Here is a 20,622-nt window from a genome sequence, read left to right on the forward strand (position 1 = left end):
AACCCGGCTTGATGTCGATGGCGCCGGGCAGCGGGGAAATCATGATGCCGCCGGTCTCGGTCTGCCACCAGGTGTCGACGATCGGGCAGTTGCTGCCGCCCACGGTCTCGTAGTACCAAATCCAGGCCTCGGGGTTGATCGGCTCGCCGACCGTGCCCAGCAGGCGCAGGCTGGAGAGATCATGCTTATCAACGAAGGTGTTGCCTTCGCGGGCAATGGCGCGAATGGCGGTCGGGGCGGTGTAGAACTGCGTAACTTTGTACTTAGCGCACACGGCCCAGAAACGTCCGGCGTCCGGATAGGTCGGCACGCCTTCGAACATCACCGAGGTGGCTCCGGCGACCAGCGGACCGTAGACAATGTAGCTGTGTCCCGTGACCCAGCCGATGTCCGCGGTGCACCAGAAGACGTCGCCCTCCTGGTAGTCGAAGACGTACTTGAAGGTCGTGGCCGTATAGACCATGTAGCCGCCCACGGTGTGCATCACGCCCTTGGGCTTGCCGGTGGAACCGGAGGTATAGAGCACAAACAGCGGATCTTCGGAATCCATCATCTCGGGGGCGCACTCCTTGGGAGCGTCGGCCACCATCTCGTGCCACCAGTAGTCGCGGCCCTCGGTCATCTCGACCTCGCCGCCGGTCCGCTTGCAGACCACGCAGGCATCGACCTTGTGGTTGCGGTCCGAGCACATCTTCATCGCGGCGTCGGCATTGCCCTTCAGCGGAACCGTCTTGGCGCCGCGCCAGACACCATCGGTGGTGACCAGCACTTTGCAGCCCGAGTCGAGGATACGATCGGACAGCGCCTCGGCCGAGAAGCCGCCGAAGACTACGCTGTGGATCGCGCCGATACGCGCACAGGCCAGGCAGGTGATCGCCAGCTCGGGGACCATCGGCATGTAGACGCTCACGCGGTCGCCCTTTTTCACGCCGAGCTTCTTGAGCACGTTGGAAAACTGGCAGACTTCTTCGTACAGCTCGCGGTAGGTGATCCGGCGCTCTTCGCCAGGCTCGTTGCCTTCCCACAGGTAGGCCACCTTGTCGCCGCTCTTCTCCAGATGGCGGTCCAGGGCGTTGACCGTGATGTTGGTCTTGGCGCCCAGGAAGTACTTGATGCTGATGTCGTTCTCGAAATCGTACTCACGAACCTTGGACCACTTGGTGTCCCACCAGAATTCGTCGGCGATCTTGCCCCAGAAACCCTCGGGGTCGTTGATCGACTCATCCCACATCTTCTGGTATTGCTCGCGTGACTTGATCCACGCTTTTTCCTTGAAGGCGTCCGGAACCGGAAAAATCCGGTTTTCCAGGCTCATGGAAGTGATCGTTTTTTTCTTTTCGGCCATTTGGGGTGTCCTCCTTGCAGATCGAAACTACGGGCGTCCAGAGCCTGGGCCGCGGCGTTCGCTCGGACCAAGGTGGCCGCAAAATTATCGTTCAGCTAATTCCCTCTGGGAACAGCTTGTTTACCACATACCGCGCACAGCTTTCGAGCCGTTTGCTAACCATTGGGCAATCCATGTGCGGTTCGACCGGTGCCACTGAATGAAGATTCATTCAGCGTCAGGGGGCACCATCATACAAAATCTTTGTGGTGTGTCAAGTGATTTCGGCCCTGCATTCGGCAGTGAGACCGCCACAATTCAGCCCTCTGGCGTGGAGACCTTAACCCTTTGAATCTCAATGGTATTTTGACACGAACTTTTGCCCGCTTTCCCATGAGTCCACATCGTCCGGCGAATCGGTTATCATGGCCGGCAACCGATCGTCACGGAGGGAAGGATGCGAGTAAGTCGGATACGAGTGATCGTCGTGGTGCTGGCGCTGGCCCTGATCTGCCCCGCGGCCCATGCCGCTACCGAGCGTGAGCTGTTGCAGTTGTTCGCCGCGGGCAACGTCAAGTGGCTCGCCGAGCCGCTGCTCAAGGCCGCCCAGGAGATCGCGCAGATCCAAAATCCCGGGTCGGAGTTGGAAAAGTTCCACGGGTTGTGCCTGCTCAAGGTCGGCTACATCCGACTTTACGAGGGCAACGCCGACCAGGCGCAGCGTTACATTCTTCAGAGCGTTCCGCGCTTCGAGGCCGCGCTTAGGCACAAACCCAAAGACATCGAGGCGATGTTCGGCCGAGCGATGGCCTACATCACCCTGGCGCAGATGGGGCCGCAACTGATGACGCGCTACGCCCCGGATGTGGACCTGGCGTTGCAGGCGATGGACGGCGTGGACCCCTACCATTTCCTCTCGATCGAGGCCAAGGCCGCGCGCGGCCTGGTGCTCCCCGCGCAACTCGGCGGCGACCCGGCCAAGTCCGAGGTGGACCTGGAGCTGCTGCTGCAGTACGAGCCGGAGAACACCGAGGTGCTGTGCTGGCTGGCCGTGGCCCAGAGCCGCAACGGCCACGACGAGCAGGCGCGCGCCACCCTGAAAAAGGTGCTGGCGATCAATCCGGACCACCTGCGGGCAAAAAAGCTGCTGCAGCGGATGTAGCGTTAGGCTAGACTGCCGTCAATCACGAGGGAAGGTTTGATGTCGTATCGATTGGCAATCGCGCTGATTCTGATTCTGGCGTTAGCCGTGCCGGCCACGGCCGCGCAGCAGCTCTATGTACGTTCGGACGAGGCGGGCAACGAAGTACTCTGGCGGCTGGCAATCGACGGCCGCAAGGTCTGGGAGGCGCACGACATTGCGGCCCGCGGCACACCGGACCTGCTGTTTTTCTTTGACAAAGCCGGCGAGCACTACCGCCGGGTGCTGGTCGACATCGACGGCAACGGCAGCGCCGACGTAGTTGCGCTGTTCGACTCGGACCGCAACTTCCGCACGCTCTACGACTGCGACGGCGACGGCCGCTTCGGCGACTCGTGCCCCGGCGGCATGGGCGAGATCACCGAACAGTTCCTCGACGTGATCCTGCGCGTCAACCTACGGATGGCCCTCGAGCGCCGAATCGAGAGCGACCGCTACCCCGAGGTCTACTGGAGCACGCGTCCGGCCCAGCCTGCGCGCGGCGAGATTGCCGAGGGACCGATCCGCATCGACCGCGGCCAAAGCCGCTACCTGACCATCGACGTGAGCTGGACCCCGGCTGCCATCGGCCCGGATACCGACCCCAAGGTCCGACCGCTGACGATCACCGCGTCAAAAATTCTGATGGTCCAGGGCGCGGCCGCGGGCACGGCGTTGCGCGGACTGCGGGCCCAGACCAGCCTGCCCGACGACCCGGACGCCGACCTGGCCGCGGACCTCGACGTCGAGGCCTTTACCGTGCCGCTGGACTCGCCGGCCGATGCGCCGCGCTGGCTGCTGGCGGTCAACGGCCGTTTGCGGCTGCCCGGCAAGTTCGACGGCGGATTCGCGATGTTCACCGAACTATCAACCGACATTCCGGCGATGGTCACTACGCCGGTGCTCAACGCCGACGGCAGCCACAAAGACCTGCTGTTCTTCATCATCCAGATCGCGGGGCCGGTCGAACCTTGAGAACCGCGGCCGCCGCGGTCGTGCTGGCGCTGCTGCTGGCCGCAGCCTCCGCAACGGCCCAGGAAGAGCCCTCCGACGAGCCGTTCCTCTACTGGCACGACTTCCAGCCGCCCGATCCCAACAAAGATTTTCAGCTGGCCCAGGTCTACGCCGTTGACCGCGTACAGGCGGCGCGCACGGGCAACGTGCTCTCCGGACACGTGCTCTCGCGCCACCAGTACCGGCTGGCCCAGGACGGCCTGCTCGAGCTGCCCGCGGTCTACCTGACGCGGCGCACGCTGCTGCTCGAGGCGCCGGTGCTGCGCGGCCTGAGCGGGCCACGGGTACTGCTGATGCTCGACGGGCTGAGCGCCGATCCGATGGTCTGGCCCGACGCGCCCTACGAGGATTTGAGCTACGTCGATCCCCAGGCCACGGGACGCATCGAGGTCGTGCGCGGCCCGGCCTCGTCGCTCTACGGCTCGGGCGCACTGGGCGGCGCGGTCTCGGCCGAGAGCGTGCTGCGCCAGGATTTCCGCACGGGCTTCGACTTCTCCTCGGGCCTGCTGGGACGCATCGGCAGCGGCGCAGGCGAGCAGCTGGGGTCGCTGGCATTGGAGAGCAACGTCACCGATTACTTCGGCGGGACGGGCGTGGCCTCGTTCAGTGTGGTTCAGGATCACGACGCGGGCGGGTCCCTCGGGCGGCGGCCGGACAACGGCTATCGCCGCCAGGATCTGACCATGACCCTCAACGTGCCCGACCGCGGAAACCTCGATGCCGACGCCGTGATCAGCCTGCACGATATCGACCGCTTCGGCGACACGCCGCGGATTAACGAATCGCGCCGCGAGCTCTACCGCCTGCGCCTGCGATCCAATAATTTCGGTCAGGCGTTGGAGTGGATCGAGCTTTCCGGCGGAGCCTATCTGCGCCACCGACGGCGCTCAATGCCCATCGATCCGGCACAGCCCTCCATCGACCGCGAGCATTCGCTCTCGGGGCAGGCGCGTCTGAGCTCGAGCCTGCGTATGGGGCGCTTTTTCGCCATGCTGTTCGGCGCGGATTGGATCTCCGACCGCTACGAGGGTCGCCGCGACGGACCGGGCAACACGCCGCCGGCCCTGCCCGACGATGCGCATGCCCAACGCCTGGGGCTCTACAGCGAAATCGAGTTCGAGCCGCTGCCCTGGCTGCATATCGTGCCCGCGGCGCGCGGCGAATGGCTGTGGGCCGAGGCACGGCGCGAGATCCAAGGACTGCCGACCCAAGACGTCTCCCTCGACAATTTCGATCACGCCGAATCGATCAGCAGCGTGCTCGACGTCGGCCGCGACCTACACCTGTTCGGCCGCTTCGAACGCGCCTACCGCTTCCCGGAGATGGCGCAGATCGCCGGGCTGGAGACCGGAGCCGGAGCGCTGCTGGTGCCCGCACGCGACATCAGGCCCGAGCGGCTGACCAGCGTTGAGGCCGGATTGCGCTACGACGACGGCAAGTCGCGCTTCGACCTGTGCAGCGCCTGGTCGCACCTGGACCAAGGGTTCGTGCTCGAGCCCGCGCAGCTTGATGGACGCGACGAGCTTGGCGGCCGCAAGCTGCTGCGCGCGATCAACAACGGCGAGCTGACCCTGTACTCGATCGAGGGCGACGCGCAGTTCAAGCTGGGACTGAACTGGATGTACCAAATCCAGGGCGCCTACACCTGGGGACGTGACGAATACGCCGACGCGGCGGCCGACGGCGTGCCGCCGTACTTCGGCTCGACCCTGCTGCACTGGAATTCCGACGACGAGCGGATCAGCTTCGAGCCCTACATGGAGTGGGCCGCGCCCCAACGCCGCGTGGGCCAAACCGATCGGCTCTACCCGCTGCAAGGGCGCAAAACCGCGGGCTACGTGACCTACAACGGCCGAATGCTGTTCGAGGTCACGCGCTACATCCGCGTAATGATCGAAGGACGCAACCTGGCCGACGCGCGGGTGCGCCGCAACAGCTCAACCGAGTTCGAGCCCGGCCGTAGCTTCCTAGCCACCGTCCAAATGCACTTCTAATGCTCGCGTAGGTCGCCGGTCTTAATCCAACGATCCACCCCGCGCCCGGCTTTGAGCCGGGGGCAAAACTCGCGGCAGCTTGGAGCTGCCACAAAACACGCGACCGGACCATGCTCTTGGTTCAACGATGCTCCCCGCGACAAACGAATGGGGATGGTGGAAAAGATCGATAAACCGATCTTTGTGTGTGGGGCTCGCGGGGCATTGGAACGAAATTTCTTAATGTCGGAGTGCATGCCGCCTTTGACAGTATCCGCGACCCTCAACAGTCAGCATGTCAGCCTTACTGGATTCTCAACGCATTTTTTCTTCGACATGCACCTGGAAGAGCACGCTTTTCAGCCCACCTCAAAATAAATTTCGTTCCAACACCCCGCGAGCCAGGGTGGGGTGGGACAGGCGCGGCAACCTGGAAAACGAGTTGCTAAACGATGCTTGCTGCGACGCGGGGTGGATTGTTGGTCAACTACCAACGTAATCCGCGAGCTTTGCACCGGCTCTAAGCCGGCGTTGCCGCGCCGCTCTCTCTCCCCGCGCGAGCAGTGGCGGGACAAAACCTGAAGCGTGATGGATCGCTCTGTGCGTTCTCATCCGTGTGTGGACTGATAATCGGACTTGGCAGGTACAGGTGCCACGCCACAACCGCCAATTGATAATCGTAGTAAACAGCTTGTCTCGATGCACCAAGGGTCTTTGAGAACGCGCTGAACGATCCATCGCGCGTAAATCCCTCGACAATGCCCTGCTCGCGCCCACCAAATAATGTTATCCAACATTATTACCCTCCCCCATCTCTCGACGCGGAGAAGGTCGTGGCGCTACGACCAGCGAACTACGCGAGTTTTGCTGCGGCTCTAAGCCGCCTCAAAGGTGCCTAAAAGGCGTTGCCGATGGTGATGTAGAACTCGCCGGGGGTTTCGTCCTTGAGGCGGTCGAGTTTAAATCCGTAGTCCGCGCTGATCGGCCCTACGGGCGTGAGGTAGCGCAGGCCCACTCCGGCAGATGTGCGCAGCTCGCTGATGTCCACGTGGTTGGCGTCGGTCCAGACGGTGCCCGCGTCAAAGAACAGCAGGCCGCCCAGGCCCCAGGCGATGGGGAAACGCAACTCCTGGTTGGCGTGGGCCATGGCCAGTCCGCCCACCGGGGTCTTGCCGTCGTCGCCCAGGGGGCTGATCTCGTCGTTGGCAAAGCCGCGAATCGTGGTGCTGCCGCCCAGGAAGAAACGCTTGGTGATCGGCACCTCCAGATCGTCTTCAAGGCTCTGAGCATGACCGCCGCGCAGTTGCATGGCGAACACCAGCCCCTTGAGCGGCGGCAGCGCGCGGAACAGCGGGAAGTACCACGAGGTGCGACCCACGAATTTCAGGTAGTGCACGTCGGATTGCAGCGGCTGGGTCGAGTACTCGAGCACCAGCGAATTTACCGAGCCGCTGGTCGGGTTGTATGGGTCGTTGCGCGAGTCGCGAATGGCCTGCGGCGTGACCGAAGCGATCTTGAGAAAACCGCGGTCCTCGATCACGTCCTCGTCGATCTTGTAGATAAAGTTCTGCTCGAAGGTGTAGTCCAGGCCCAGGGTGATGTTACGCGAGCCGTTGACCAGCCACTTGTTGTCGCGGGTCGAACGCAGCCAGCGGAAGAACTTACCCAGGGGCAGCTCAACGCCGGGGCTGATGCTGTAGACGCTCTTCTTGTAGCTGATCTCCTCGCTAAGCTCGTTGCCGAAAACGATCCGGCCGTTCATCGGCCAGCGTGCGATCCAGGGCCAGAGAAAGCCCACCGACGAGCTGCGCGACGAGAGCACGAAGCTCGGATCGGTGATCCACAGGTCGTTGGAGAAGGTCAGTTTGCGGCCGTGGCCCGCCAGGTTGCGGTGGGCGATCTCGAACGAGGCGTTGTAGCCGTCGGCCGTGTTGTAGCCCACGCCCCATTCGATGGTTCCCGAACGCCGCTCGGTGACCTCGCAGATCAGGTCGACTACCTGGTCGGACAGGTCGGCCTTGACCGGCGCGATGCGCACGCTTTTAAACAGCCCCAGGGCGTTGAGGTTCTGCTCGGATTCGACGATCAGCCCGTAGTCGAACGGCTCGTCCTGCTCGATGTACAGCTCGCGACGGATTACATGATCGCGGGTCAGCACGTTGCCGCGGATGTAGACGTTGCCGAAGAAGTACTGTTGGCCCTCGGTCACGGTGTAGACGATCCGTACCTGGGTGCGGTCCTCGTTGAACTCCAGCCGGTGCTTGACCCTGGCGCGGATGTAGCCGTTCTGGAAGTAGACCTGCAGCACGCGCGTGCTCGATCCCTCGAGTTTCCAGGGGTCTAGGGGATCGCCGGCCGCGAACAGCGGCTTGAGCGTGGCGGCCAGCTCGTCGGACTGGTAGACCTGATTGCCCTCGAACTCGATGCCGCTGATGTGGGTGCGCGGCCCCTCCTCGAGGTTGACCTTGACCACGATCCGCCGCCGTTGGGCCTCGTAGTCGACTTCGGGCTCGTCGAGCTTGACGCGTAAGTAGCCCTCGGACTGGTACTTGCGCTGTACGCGGGTCAGCCCGGCGGTGAACAGTTCGGGCACGTAGCTGTTACCGACGTCCAGCTCCCGCCGCAGCTGCTTCTCCTCGAATTCGGCGTTGCCCGTGAAGTCCACGCGATCGAGTTTGACCTTGGATCCGCGCTCGACGCTGAAGCTCATCAGTTTGATGTTTTCGCCCTCGGGCTGCTCGTACTGGGTCTGGACGTCGGCCTCGTAATATCCCTTGGCTTGCAGATGGCGGCGGACCTCTTCGCGCCAGTCCTCCATCACCCACTTATTGAAGCGCCGCCGGTCCTTGAGCTTGATCACGCGCCGCATTTTGTAGTGACGCTGCCAAAAGCTGAACCCGGGCTTTTCGAACGTAACGTCGATCAGTCGGCCGGCCTCGATCTGCAGTTGGGCGTAGACCTTGTTTTCGCTGTCGTCGATCACCAGGGTCGGCTCCGAGACGATCGCCTCGAGATAGCCGTGACGGCGATAGTAGTTCTCGAGCCGCTGGGCCCCGCGGTCGAAGCGTTTGCGCTTGGCCACGCGCCCGACGCGCCAGCGCAGCTTTTTGAGCACTGCCCGCTCGTCGATCCCCGTGGAACCCGAAAGCATCACTCCGCCGATGCGGTAGCGCGAGCCCTCGGAGATGTTGAAGAACAGGTCGACGGCGTACTCGCCCTGGTCGATCTCGTGGCGCGAGCGGACCTTGACCGCGAAGTAGCCCTCGTCGCGGTAGGCTTCGCGGATTCGCAGCCGCTGCTGGCGCAGGTCGCCGGGCTCGAAGGTCGTACCACGGATAATGCGCGAGATGCGCAACAGCTCGTCGTAGTTGAAACGCGACGAGCCGACGAACGAGATCGAGCGGATGGTGTAGCCCGGCACAACCTCGACGTGCACCATCAGCCGCCCCTGGTCGTCGTGCTTGGCCTTGACCGTCACGTCGGAAACGTTGCCCATCAGGTAGATGCGCTCAATGGTGCGCCGCACGCGACTGGGCGTGAACGGCCGACCCTCGATCAGCTTGATCGAGCGCTCGACTCGGCCGCGATTCATGTTCTCGGGCAGCAGCAGCCGCAGTTTGTAGATCGTCTCGCCCCAATACTCGGTGCCGTACTGGGCGTGCTGCACCTCCTCAAGGGTAACCTGTTCCACGGCGCGCGCCATGCCGCCGGGCCACAGCACGGCGCAGCAGATCAACAACAACAGCGGGAGAAGCGTGCGGCGCATCATTGGAACTCGATCGTCAAGACCAGCCCGGCGCCCAGCGAGCCGTAGCTCTGGGGGTAGTCGGGGTTGGTGCGGCTGGACCACAGGCCGCGGACTTTGAGATAGCGGATAAAGCCGTACTCGAGCTCGGCGCCCATCTCGGTGTCGATCACGTCGCGGTAGAGCGAGGCCACCAGGTCCTTGCCCAGCTCCTTGCTGATCACGATCCGCGTGCGGCCGCCGCTGGTGTCTACGGCCACCGAGATTCCGGTATAGCGGCCGGCGATCTTGTTCAGCCGGTCGCCGATAATCTTATTGGCGGTCCAGCCCAGGGCCTGCTCGGTGCTCACCTGCTCGCCGCTTTGAAACTCATCGTAGCTCATGCCCAAAGTCAGCAGCGAGATGATGTCCTGGTCGCCCTTGGGCGGATCGGAGTTGAAGGTGATGTCCACGTTGTCCGGGTCGCCGTGGACGTTGACCAGGATGTTCACGTCCTGCACCGTGGTCTCGGCGTTGACCTCGAAGTTGGGCCAAATCCGCGCCTGCTCGTAGAACTGGATCGAGACCGAGCTGATCTCATAGCTGTTGCCCAGCACATCGGCGCGCCCCTCGACCAGGAACAGGTGGCCCAGCAATCCCATGTCGACGTTGTCGCCGGTGAGGATCAAATCGCCGCCGAGCTCGATTTTGGCAACGTTGTTAAAGAAGATCAGCTCGTCCGGAGCGTGCACCGCCACGTTGAAATCAACGAACGGCTCCTGCTCCTGATAGATGGCGACTGCCGAGGGCGGCCGCGAGCGGAAGCTCTGCAGGATCGAAATCAGGTCGATGTCCTTGGTGTAGACCGCGCGGTCGACGTTGATCTCGCCGCTGATCTCGTAGCGGCCGTCCTCGCCTTGGAGCAGCATGCTCAGCGAATCGAGCTTAACGTCGAGGTCCGGGGCGTAGCCGGTGATCATCTTGTTGATGCTCAGCAGGAAGCGCATCTTCTTGGGGCTGAAGCCCTCGAGCATCACCTGCCCCGAGCCGCTGAGGTTGGGATCGCGGTTCTGGGCGCCGACGCGCGCGCTGAGCACCTCGAGGTTGACCCGATCGCGGTCGAAGTTGACGATCGCCCGCAGGTCCTGCACCGGTTGGGGGAAGTTCTTGATCTCGAGCTGGCCGCCCTCGATGCGCAGGGTGCCCTCGGGCTTGAAGTTGCTAAAGTCGTTGGTCACCCACAGGTCGATGTTCAGCGCGCCCTGGGCGTCGGCCACCATCGGCACAAAGGCGTGCAGGATCTCGATGTCGATGTCGCCGGCGAGGTAGAAGCCCACGAGCTGCGGCGAGACCTGAGCGCGCGTCAGGGTCAGCGAGCGCACGCCCTTGCCCCCCAGCTCGAAGTCCTGGACGTCGATGCGGCCCTGGGCGTAGCTGAGGTTGATCGGCGTCATGTTCTGCAGCGAGAAGTCGGCCGCGCCCATGCTCAGCTTCTCGATATCGACCTGGGCCTCGAGCTGCTCCGTACGCTTCAGCGGCACTCCGACGCGCACTACCGCGCTGAGCACGCCGTACATCTGCGCGGCCGCGCCGAACTCGAGGTACGGCCCCATGTCGAACTCGTCGATCGAGAGCTCGAGGTCGATCCGCGGATCGTCGCCCAGCAGCGCACCCCCCGCGCCGAGCTTGATCCGCTCGTTGACCAGAGTCCCCTCGACTGCCAGCGCGCCGCTGGAATCGAGCTTGATGTCCAGGGTGCTGTCGCCCAACGTCATCTGCGAATACAGCGCGTCGCTCAGGGCCACGCGCGCCTCGACCTGCGGCTCGCTGAACGTGCCTTTGACCATCGCCACCAAGCTCAGGTCGCCGGCCACGGCGATCTCGCGCGAGCGCAGGTTGTCCAGGTCCTCGACGCGGAAGTTCTCGGTCATCAGCTTGAGGTCCATCGTACGGCCGGGCAGGTCGATCAGGCCGCGGGCGACGATCATGCGGTCCTGCTCCTTGTGGACCCGGATGTGGTGCAGGTCGAGCAGTCCGTTGTCGAGCAGGCCGTAGATCTCGATCTTCTCGAAGCGCTCGCCGTAGGCCGCGCCGTCGCTGATGGTTACGGCCACCGCGCCGCTGGGGCGCTCCAGGTCGCCCTTGAGCACCACCCGCCCCTCGAGCAGCCCCTCGAGCTCGAGCTGTTGCCCGGCCACTGCCAGCAGGTCGGCCAGCGGCGTGTTGATGATGTCGGCCTCAACGTCCAGCGGGTAGGGCGCGGCCAGGGTCAGGCCGCCGTGCGCACGGAACTCGCCGCGGTCGGTGAGCAGGGTCAGCTCGGCGATCTCGAGCCGTTTGCCGCGCAGCTCGATCGAGCCGGCCAGGTCGCCTCCGCGATATGGGCCGTAGACCAGGTCGTCGCCGTTGATCTTAAGCGCGATGTCCGGCGCGCTCAGCGCGCCGCTTAGCCGCGCCTGGCCTTGCAGCGCGCCGGCCGGGTCGTTGCCCGCCACCGGGCCCAGGGCCGCCAGGTGCGGCATGTCCAGCTCGGCCGCGAGCTCGATGGTTTGCGCCTTAAAACCGACCGCGCCGCTGGCGCGCACCTGGTTGTCCTCGATGGCCATGCGCGACTGCTTGATCTTCAGCCCGTCCTGGGTCAGCCGCACGTTGGCCGCCACGCTGATGCTCCGCGGCGCGATCAGCGGGGCCTTGGACGGGCCGTAGCGCGGATCGACCAGCGCCAGGATCGTGTCCAGATTCAGATCCAGCGGCGAGAGCGGTCCGTCCACACGCACGAAGCCCGAGGCCGCTCCGCCCAGCTCGATCGCCACGCCGTAGCCGTGCAGCGCAGTCTCGAGATCGACGTTGTTCAGGTTGAGCATCGCCCGCAACGGCGCGCCCTCGCCGTAGCGCAAATCGGCCGTGCCCGTAATCAGTCCGCCGGCCGTGCGCAGCCGCAACGAATTGGCGCGCAGGCTGTCGATTCCGACCTCGAGGCCGACCTTGAGGTCGTTGATCACCAACTGATTGATCTTGATGCGGTCCGACGCGATGGTGCCGGCGATGGTGAACTCGGGCAGGTCGCCGGTCATCCGCATCTCGATCTGGGCCCGGCCCTCGATCGACGGATCGCTCACGAACGCGCGGGCGTGCGCCAGGTCCAGCTCGCCGCGCAGCGCAATGTCTGCGGTCTTGGAGCCGACCACGTCGCGGATCTTGCCCGAGGCGCTCAACGTGCCGTCGGGCAGCTCGATCTGCAGCTGGCCGATTTTGGCGGTCCAATCCGGAAAACGGAACTCGGTGTCCGAGATCACCATCCGGTCCACCCGCTCGTGCAACTGCTCGCCTAGATCAAAGGTCGCGCCCAGCAGCGTCAGGTCGGCGTAGGCCGAGCCGAGCAGATCGCACGAGGCGCTGCCGCGGATCTGCGGCAGCTCGAGCCGCATTTCGCTGGGCCGGACGTACATGCCGAAGCTCACGTCCTCGAGAATCACCTGCTTGATGGTCAGCGGGAAGTTGATCTGCGGCGGGCCCTCGCGCGGCTCGGGCGGTCCGAAGCTTGGGAACTTGGGCAGGTTCTCCAGCCCCTGCTCGTCGATCAGCAAATAGCAGTCCGCGCCCTTGATCAGCACCTCGCTGATATGGATCTGACCCAGCATCAGGTAGTGCAGGTCGAGCTTGGCGTCCACCAGCTCCACCGAGGCGAACGGCCGCGGGGAATCGTCGTCAATGGCGGTGAACACCGCGTCTTGCACAATTACGTGGATCGGCAGCAGCGAGACGTAGAGCCCGCCGACCTCGATCCGCGCGTTGATCTTCTGGTTCAACGGCGGCAGGACCTTGCCCAAAAGGTAGGAGTTGAAGCCCTCGGAGCGCAGCAGCACGTTGACGGTCAGCAGCAGCACCATTGCCAGGGCCAACAGCGCGGCCGTGAGCCAGATCGGGATCCTGATCAGCAGCCACCAGCGCGATCGGCGTTTGCGCTCAGTCCTGGCCAAACGGCGTCTCCCCCGACTCGTCGTCCTGCTCGCCCGCGGGCAGCGAGTACTTCTCGTCGGCCCAGCATCCCAGGTCGATCAACTGGCAGCGCCGGGAGCAAAACGGTCCGCGCGGCTCGCTATTCCAGGTGGTGCTCCCGCCGCAATGCGGGCAGCGCAGGATTTTATCGGGTTGCTCCATCCGGCACATTGTATAAGAAAACCCCGACCAATGCCGATCGGGGCGTTTCAATCAATTAAGCGGGCTACGGGATTCGAACCCGCGACATTCGGCTTGGGAAGCCGACACTCTACCAACTGAGTTAAGCCCGCGGCTGGCATGGATTATTATAATCCGAACCAGGGCGTAATCTAGGGACAGCGGTGCCGAGTTGTCAACAGCGGCCGGCTCTGAAAAGCTATGCCGCGAGGTCTGGACGCCAATCTTGGAGGAATCGATTGCGGATCGGGGTTGTATCGGACACCCACGGGGTTCTGGGAGCGGACGTGGTCGAGGCGTTGCGCGGCTGCGAGCTGATCGTGCACGCCGGCGACGTTGGGAGCGCCGCGGTGCTCGCCGGTCTCGAAGCCATCGCGCCGCTACGCGTAATCCGCGGCAATCACGAGCCCGAAGAGCTGGCGTACCTGCCGCGCAGCCTCGAGTTCGAGGCCGCGGGACTGCGCTTCTACGTGCTGCACGGGTTCATCTCGATGCCGCGCGAGCGAGCGCGCTCGATGTTCGGCAACTTCTTCAGGCGGCTGGCCGAGCGCAAAATCGACGTGTTGATCTTCGGCCACACCCACATTCCCTACAACCGGCGCGAGGAGGGAATGTTGCTGTTCAATCCCGGATTCGCCGGGGCGAGCGCCGAGCACCGCGAGCTGGGAATCATCACCGTTGAGAACGGCAGCACCGCGGCCGTGCACGTTCCCCTGGGTCAACTGGGGGAGGAGCGGAATACCTGACGCTGATCATATTGTTGCCCGGTCAACATAGGATATGATCTAAACAGAATAAGATTTGGCATTGGCCGACGGCCGATAAAAAAATAATAACCGCTAATACAATCGAAGGTCGCTGCGCGGAATATATTGCGCCGTGATCACAACTCGAGGAGAGAGCAATGGAACTCAAGGGATCCAAAACCGAGAAGAACCTGATGACATCTTTCGCCGGAGAGTCCCAGGCGCGCAACCGCTACGACTACTTCGCATCCAAGGCCAAGAAGGACGGATACGTGCAGATCTCGCAGGTCTTCAGCGAGACCGCCGCCCAGGAGAAAGAGCACGCCAAGCGCTTCTTCAAGTTCCTCGAGGGCGGCGAAGTCGAGATCACGGCCGCGTTCCCAGCCGGGGTGATCGGCGACACGACCGACAACCTCGAGGCGTCCGCTGCCGGCGAGCACCACGAGTGGACCGAAATGTACAAGGATTTCGCCCAGACCGCGCGCGAAGAGGGCTTCAACGAGATCGCCGCGGTGTTCGAGGCGGTGCGCGTGGCCGAAAAGCAGCACGAGAAGCGCTTCCTGGACCTCAAGGCCAACATCGACGCCGGTCGGGTGTTCAAGCGCGAGCAGACCGTCAAATGGCGCTGCATCAACTGCGGCTACGTTCACGAGGGGACCGAGGCGCTGGCCAAGTGCCCGGCCTGCGCACATCCCCAGTCCTATTTCGAGCTGCTGGGCGAGAACTGGTAACAGCATCGGCTCCAGCGCCGATCCGGCGCACTGCAATCGTCGGGTCGGCGCCGAACTTTTCAGGATCAATGGGGATGAAAACAACAATGGACGAGAAGACGCTGAAAAATCTGAAGCTCGCTTTTCAGGGCGAGTCCGAGGCCCACTTTCGCAACGTGGCGTTCGCCAAGGTCGCGGACAAGGAGGGCTACGCCCAGATCGCGCGGCTGTTTCGCGCCATCGCCCAGGCCGAGTCGATCCACAGTCTGAAGATGCTTGCGCTGCGCGGAATCGTCAAAGACACCGAGCAGAACCTTGAGCGCTCCTTTGGCACCGAGACCTTTGCCGCGGAACAGGCCCTGCCGCCGATGATCGCCGAGGCCGAGCAGGTTGGCGACCGCGCCGCGGCCACGGCCTTCAGCTTTTCGCGCGACGTAGAGGAAACCCACGCCGATCTGTACAAGAAGGCGATCAACGACATGATGTCCGAGCGCGACAACGAGTACCACGTCTGCACGGTCTGCGGGTACATCACCGACGGCGAGGTGCCCGAGCGCTGCCCGATCTGCGGGGCCAAGGCCGAGATGTTCGATAAGGTCGACTGATCCGTGTAAGCGCGGATCCGCGATGCTCAAGGGGGACCCGCGATGGAGAACAAGGCCGCTTTGTTCGCGTTTAACGGCGATGCGCAGTGTTTCGTCCACGTGCTGCTCAACGCCTTTGACCTGCGCGAGCGCGGTTGGGAAGTACGGATCGTGATCGAGGGCACGGCCACAAAGCTGGTCAAGCTGTTGCACGAGGACCAAACGCAGCCCTTTGCCGCGCTCTATGCCAAGGCCCGCGAGCAGGGGCTGATCGACTGCGTGTGCCGCGCCTGCGCCAATAAGACCGGGGCGTTGCAAAGCGCGCTGGATCAGGGGATCGAGGCCTGCGACGAGATGAACGGCCACCCGAGCGTGGGCCGCTACCTTGAAGCTGGCTATCAGGTGCTTACCTTTTAATTGAGCTAACGCGGAGGGCAGCCAGATGGATTTGGGCGATCTCAGCCTGGACCTCTCAGGGCTCGACCGGCAGCAGCGGCCCGATCACTCAACCACCTATGATCTGCTGATTATCGGCGGCGGTCCGGCGGCGATGAGCGCCGCGGTCTACGCCTCGCGCAAACTGCTCAAGACCGCGCTACTGGCCGACGATCTCGGCGGCCAGGTGGGCTGGACCTCCGAAATCGAGAACTACCTGGGGTTCCAATCGATCAGCGGCAAGGAGCTGGTGACCAAGTTCTCCGAGCAGGTCAAGCAGTTTGATGTGCCCATCGCCCGCGGCGAGAAGGTCGTCGAGGTGACAAAGCCCGATGAGCTGTTCCGCGTGCGCTCCGCAGGCGGCGCGATCTACAGCGGACGCGCGGTGATCGTGGCCACGGGCAAGCGCAACCGCAAGCTCGGCGTTCCCGGCGAGGATAGGCTGCTGGGCCGCGGCGTGGCGATCTGCGCGATTTGCGATGCGCCTTTCTACAGCGGCCGCAAGGTGGCGGTGGCCGGTGGCGGCAACTCGGCGTTCACCGCGGCGCTGGATCTGCTCAAGGTCGGGGCCGAAGTGCTGCTGATCAACTTCGCCCAGGGCTGGCAGGCCGACGAAATCCTGATCGAGTCGGCGCAAAACCGCGACAAATTGACGCTGCTGGACATGCACCAGATCACTCAAATCAGCGGCGAACAGACGGTCGAGGAAGCGACGATCCTCGACCGGCGCAGTGGCGAGCAGCGCGAGGTCGAGCTGCAGGGCGTATTCATCGAGATCGGGCTGGACCCCAACTCCGAGCCGGTCGCCGCTCTGGCCGAGCTGACCGATCATCGGGAACTGAAGATCGACTGCCACTGCCGCACCAGCGTGCCCGGACTCTACGGCGCGGGCGATGTGACCACGGTCCCCTACAAGCAGATCGTGATCTCCGCCGGCGAAGGGGCCAAGGCCGCGCTGGCGGCCTACGAGGACCTGATAATGAGCGGAAGGATCTAATCGGACCAAAGGAGGCGAAGATGGGACTATTAAAGGATGCGGACCAGGCCAAGCTGCGCGAGACCTTCTCCGCGCTGACCAACGACGTTCGACTGGTGATGTTTACCCAGCAGTTCGAGTGTCAATACTGCCGCTCCACCCGCGAGCTGCTCCAGGAGACAGCGGCGCTGTCCGAACGGATCAGCCTCGAGATTTTCGACTTCGTGGCCGACTCCGAGCAGGTCAAGCTCTACGGCATCGATAAAGCGCCGGCGACCGTGGTGCTCGGCGAACGCGACTACGGCATCCGTTTTTACGGCGTGCCCTCGGGTTACGAGTTCGTCACGCTGATCGAGGACATCCTCGACGTGGGCGGACGCGGCCACGGGCTGCCGCCCGAGGTGTTGACCGTGCTCGCGAAGGTGGACAAGCCAATTCGGATCGAGGTGCTGATTTCGCCGACCTGCCCCTACTGCCCCAAGGCCGTGCGCACCGCGCATCGCTTTGCCATGGCCAACGAGCTGATCCGCGGCGAGATGATCGAGACCTCGGAGTTCCCGTACCTGGCCCAGCGCTACAACGTACAGAGCGTGCCGCATACGGTGATCAACGAGAAGCTCAGCCTGGTCGGCGCGCTGCCCGAGATCGAGATCGCAGGCAAGCTGATCGAGGCGCTCGGCGGTTGAGAAACAATGACACAGCGCATAACGCGTTGCGTGCTGATGTAATTAATTAGCCCAGAGAGGGAGAACAAAATGGCCGAAAAGCTTCAAGTCTACAAATGCGAGATCTGTGGAAACATCGTCGAGGTGCTGCACGGCGGCAAGGGGCAACTGGTCTGTTGCGGCCAGCCCATGGCGCTGCTGGAGGCCAACGTCACCGACGCCGCGGGCGAAAAGCACGTGCCGGTGATCGAGAAGGTCGAGGGCGGCTACAAGGTCAAGGTCGGCGAGGTGCCGCACCCGATGGTCGAAAAGCACTATATCCAATGGGTAGAGCTGATCGCCGGCGACGTGGTGCTGCGCAAGTTCCTGCATCCGGACCAGGCGCCCGAAGCCGTGTTCTGTACCGATGCCCAGCAGGTCTACGCGCGAGAATATTGCAACCTGCACGGGTTGTGGAAAGGATAAAATCATGCTGAACAAGGAGATCGAGCAGGCGCTGAACAAGCAGGTCAACGCCGAGCTGTTCGCCTCGTACCTCTACTACTCGATGGCCGCCTACTTCGATTCGCTCAACCTCGGCGGCTTTGCGCACTGGATGCGGGTTCAGGCGCTGGAGGAGGCGACCCACGCCCATCGGATCTACGCCTTCATTATCGAGCGCGGCGGCAAGGTCGCGCTGGCGCAGATCGACGGCCCGGGCACTGCGTGGGATTCGCCGCTGGCCGCGTTCCAGGCCGCGTACCAGCACGAGATCAAGGTCACGAAGATGATCAACGACCTGGTTGATTTGGCGATCGAGCAGCGCGACCACGCGAGCAACAACTTCCTGCAATGGTACGTCAAGGAGCAGGTCGAGGAGGAAGCCTCGGCCGACGAGGTGGTGCAGCAGCTGCGGCTGATCCAGGACGCCAAGGGCGGCGGCGGAATTTTCATGCTCGATCGCGAGATGGCGCAGCGCGTGTTCACCATGCCGCCGGACCTCGCGCCCAAAATATGAGCGGGCACAAGTACAACGCGGAAGAAATCCTCGAGATCGCCTGCCAGATCGAGCGCAACGGCGCGCGCTACTACCGCCGCGCCGCGCAGATGAGCGACAATCCGGAAATCAGCCGGATGCTGCTGCACCTGGCGTCAATGGAGGATGATCACGAGACGGCGTTCGAGAGAATGAAGGCCGACAGCTCGCTGCTCGCCGAACTGCTCGGGTTTCCCGACGACCAGGCCAGCCTCTATTTGCAGGCTGTGGCCGGCGGCTACCTGATCCCGATCGACAAAGATCCGTCCGAGCAGATCACGCCGCAAACCACTATCGAGCAGGTGCTGCAAACCGCCATCGTCCTGGAGAAGGACTCGATCGTCTTCTACCAAGGACTCAAACAGGCTGTCTCGCAGGAACTGGGCAAGAACAAGATCGACGCGATCATCCACGAAGAGATGATGCACGCGGCCCTGCTCGGGGCTAAGCTGCAAATACTCATGGCGGAAAGGAGCGACCAGGAATGAGCAACGAGTTCGAGGCCGTTAAAATCACCGACCAAGTCTATTGGGTCGGCGCCATCGACTGGGGTCTGCGCAACTTCCACGGCTACGAGACCGGCCGCGGCACCACCTACAACGCCTACCTGATTATGGCCGACGAGCCGATCCTGATCGACACGGTCAAGGCGCCGCTGTTCGAGCAAATGCTCGGACGCATCGCCTCGGTGGTCGACCCGGCCAAGATCAAGTACGTGATCTCCAATCACTCCGAGATGGACCACTCCGGATCGCTGCCGCGCATGCTCGATCTGGCCAAACCCGAAAAGATCGTGGCCTCAAAGATGGGCGTCAAGGCGCTGCGCGAGCACTTCCACTGGGACCGCGAGATCCACGAGGCGGGCAACGGCGAGAAGCTGAACCTGGCCGGCGCCAACCTACAGTTCTTCGAGACCCGCATGCTGCACTGGCCCGACAGCATGTTCACCTTCTTTGCCGACGAGGGCGTACTGTTCAGCAACGACGGGTTCGGCATGCATTTGGCCAGCTCCGAGCGTTTTGACGACGAGCTGGACCAGCAGATGATGGTCTGGGAGGCGGCCAAGTATTACGCCAACATCATCCTTCCCTACTCGCCGCTGGTGCTCAAACTGCTCGACGCGCTGCCGAGCCTGGGGATCGAGATCAAACTGATCGCGCCGGACCACGGCCCGATCTGGCGCAGCAAAATTCCGCTGATCCTCGATCTGTACCGCCAGTGGGCGCAGCAGAACTATTACAACAAGGCGGTGATCGCCTTTGACACGATGTGGCACACCACCGAGAAGATGGCCATGGCCATCGGCGAGGGACTGAGCACTGCGGGAGTGAGCGTCAAGCTGATGCCGATGCAGGGTTCGCACCGCTCCGACGTGGTGGCCGAGTTGCTCGACGCCGGGGCGTTCCTGGTTGGCGCGCCGACCATGAACAACCAACTTTTCCCGAGCATGGCCGACGTGCTGACCTACGTAAAAGGGCTCAAACCGCGCAACCTGGTGGGCGCGGCCTTCGGCTCGTACGGCTGGAGCGGCGAGTCGGTGAAACAGATCGAGGAGTACCTGCAACAGACCGGAGTCGATCTGGTCGACTCAATTAATATCAAGTATGTTGTGAACGACGATGGACTGAGGCGCTGCAAAGAATTGGGCGCCTCTGTGGCAGCCAAATTGGAGGAGAAGCTTCGATGAAATACGAGTGTGAGATCTGCGGATACATCTTCGATCCCGAGAACGGGGACCCGGATAACGGCGTGGATCCCGGCACCAAGTTCGACGACCTGCCCGAGGACTGGGTCTGCCCGGTCTGCGGCGCGGACAAGGACGCCTTCAATCCCGTAGACTGATTCCCCAACCAGCATTTCGCACCGCCCGATCCGCCAACGCGGACCGGGCGGTGTGGCATTAAAATGGGGGTAATAATGTTGGATAACATTATTGGGTGGGCGCTCGGCAAAAATCAGTTTGAGATTCTTTTCAGCTTGCCGGTCCAAAATCTGACGAGATAGTCGTCTGGTTCGCACGGGGGCTTGCTCAGCGGGTTCTCAAAGGCGCCCAGTTAATCGAGACAGGCTAAGACTTCTTTTCATCTACTGGCGGAC

Annotated in this window: 18 protein-coding genes and 1 tRNA gene; 14 read left to right on the plus strand and 5 right to left on the minus strand. The window is 63.1% G+C overall.

The window, feature by feature from the left end:
* Window positions 1-1,345 (minus strand): acetate--CoA ligase (locus tag P9M14_05775; GenBank protein MDP8255239.1); only part of this gene is annotated, 1,345 nt, incomplete at its 3' end.
* A 436-nt stretch (window positions 1,346-1,781) separates the two neighbouring features.
* Here P9M14_05775 and P9M14_05780 point away from each other — a divergent pair.
* Genes P9M14_05780 through P9M14_05790 form a run of 3 tightly spaced genes read left to right on the plus strand, consistent with a single transcriptional unit; the run spans window position 1,782 to window position 5,512 of the window.
* Entirely contained in the window at window positions 1,782-2,486 is a 705-nt protein-coding gene (locus tag P9M14_05780) for a tetratricopeptide repeat protein (GenBank protein ID MDP8255240.1), read from the plus strand.
* A 39-nt stretch (window positions 2,487-2,525) separates the two neighbouring features.
* Window positions 2,526-3,479 (plus strand): hypothetical protein, encoded by a 954-nt coding sequence (locus P9M14_05785; protein ID MDP8255241.1) that lies wholly within the window; start codon window positions 2,526-2,528, stop codon window positions 3,477-3,479.
* Window positions 3,476-5,512, plus strand: coding sequence for a TonB-dependent receptor (locus P9M14_05790; protein ID MDP8255242.1), 2,037 nt, complete (start codon window positions 3,476-3,478; stop codon window positions 5,510-5,512). The genes P9M14_05785 and P9M14_05790 overlap by 4 nt, the downstream gene beginning before the upstream one ends.
* 874 nt (window positions 5,513-6,386) lie before the next feature.
* On the opposite strand, the gene bamA is transcribed toward P9M14_05790, so the two are convergent.
* The 4 genes from bamA to P9M14_05810 form a co-directional block, all read right to left on the minus strand.
* Complete coding sequence (bamA, locus tag P9M14_05795; GenBank protein ID MDP8255243.1) at window positions 6,387-9,257, minus strand: outer membrane protein assembly factor BamA; 2,871 nt, start codon at window positions 9,255-9,257, stop codon at window positions 6,387-6,389.
* On the minus strand, window positions 9,257-13,195 hold the full coding sequence (locus P9M14_05800; GenBank protein ID MDP8255244.1) for a translocation/assembly module TamB domain-containing protein: 3,939 nt from the start codon (window positions 13,193-13,195) through the stop codon (window positions 9,257-9,259). Before P9M14_05800 ends, bamA begins: the two co-directional genes overlap by 1 nt.
* Window positions 13,182-13,376, minus strand: coding sequence for a DNA gyrase inhibitor YacG (gene yacG, locus P9M14_05805; protein ID MDP8255245.1), 195 nt, complete (start codon window positions 13,374-13,376; stop codon window positions 13,182-13,184). The genes P9M14_05800 and yacG overlap by 14 nt, the downstream gene beginning before the upstream one ends.
* A 58-nt stretch (window positions 13,377-13,434) precedes the next feature.
* Window positions 13,435-13,507 (minus strand) — tRNA-Gly (locus tag P9M14_05810).
* 126 nt (window positions 13,508-13,633) lie between these two features.
* Here P9M14_05810 and P9M14_05815 point away from each other — a divergent pair.
* The 11 genes from P9M14_05815 to P9M14_05865 all read left to right on the plus strand — a co-directional run bounded on the left by P9M14_05815 (window position 13,634) and on the right by P9M14_05865 (window position 20,367).
* The gene (locus P9M14_05815; GenBank protein ID MDP8255246.1) at window positions 13,634-14,140 is read left to right on the plus strand and encodes a metallophosphoesterase family protein; all 507 of its coding nucleotides are present in this window, start codon (window positions 13,634-13,636) and stop codon (window positions 14,138-14,140) included.
* Window positions 14,141-14,298: 158 nt separating this feature from the next.
* Window positions 14,299-14,871, plus strand: coding sequence for a rubrerythrin family protein (locus P9M14_05820; GenBank protein MDP8255247.1), 573 nt, complete (start codon window positions 14,299-14,301; stop codon window positions 14,869-14,871).
* Between the two features lie 74 nt (window positions 14,872-14,945).
* On the plus strand, window positions 14,946-15,455 hold the full coding sequence (locus tag P9M14_05825) for a rubrerythrin family protein (protein MDP8255248.1): 510 nt from the start codon (window positions 14,946-14,948) through the stop codon (window positions 15,453-15,455).
* Between the two features lie 42 nt (window positions 15,456-15,497).
* Window positions 15,498-15,851 (plus strand): hypothetical protein, encoded by a 354-nt coding sequence (locus tag P9M14_05830; protein MDP8255249.1) that lies wholly within the window; start codon window positions 15,498-15,500, stop codon window positions 15,849-15,851.
* A gap of 25 nt (window positions 15,852-15,876) precedes the next feature.
* Window positions 15,877-16,866, plus strand: coding sequence for an FAD-dependent oxidoreductase (locus tag P9M14_05835; GenBank protein ID MDP8255250.1), 990 nt, complete (start codon window positions 15,877-15,879; stop codon window positions 16,864-16,866).
* Window positions 16,867-16,886: 20 nt separating this feature from the next.
* Complete coding sequence (locus P9M14_05840) at window positions 16,887-17,531, plus strand: thioredoxin family protein (protein MDP8255251.1); 645 nt, start codon at window positions 16,887-16,889, stop codon at window positions 17,529-17,531.
* Window positions 17,532-17,600: 69 nt separating this feature from the next.
* Complete coding sequence (locus P9M14_05845) at window positions 17,601-17,975, plus strand: desulfoferrodoxin (protein ID MDP8255252.1); 375 nt, start codon at window positions 17,601-17,603, stop codon at window positions 17,973-17,975.
* Window positions 17,976-17,979: 4 nt separating this feature from the next.
* Complete coding sequence (locus tag P9M14_05850) at window positions 17,980-18,507, plus strand: ferritin (protein MDP8255253.1); 528 nt, start codon at window positions 17,980-17,982, stop codon at window positions 18,505-18,507.
* Window positions 18,504-19,013 (plus strand): ferritin family protein, encoded by a 510-nt coding sequence (locus P9M14_05855; protein ID MDP8255254.1) that lies wholly within the window; start codon window positions 18,504-18,506, stop codon window positions 19,011-19,013. Before P9M14_05850 ends, P9M14_05855 begins: the two co-directional genes overlap by 4 nt.
* Window positions 19,010-20,212, plus strand: coding sequence for an FprA family A-type flavoprotein (locus tag P9M14_05860; GenBank protein MDP8255255.1), 1,203 nt, complete (start codon window positions 19,010-19,012; stop codon window positions 20,210-20,212). The genes P9M14_05855 and P9M14_05860 overlap by 4 nt, the downstream gene beginning before the upstream one ends.
* On the plus strand, window positions 20,209-20,367 hold the full coding sequence (locus tag P9M14_05865; protein MDP8255256.1) for a rubredoxin: 159 nt from the start codon (window positions 20,209-20,211) through the stop codon (window positions 20,365-20,367). The genes P9M14_05860 and P9M14_05865 overlap by 4 nt, the downstream gene beginning before the upstream one ends.
* Window positions 20,368-20,622 lie beyond the last annotated feature (255 nt).

Source organism: Candidatus Alcyoniella australis, assembly GCA_030765605.1.
GTDB lineage: Bacteria > Lernaellota > Lernaellaia > JAVCCG01 > Alcyoniellaceae > Alcyoniella > Alcyoniella australis.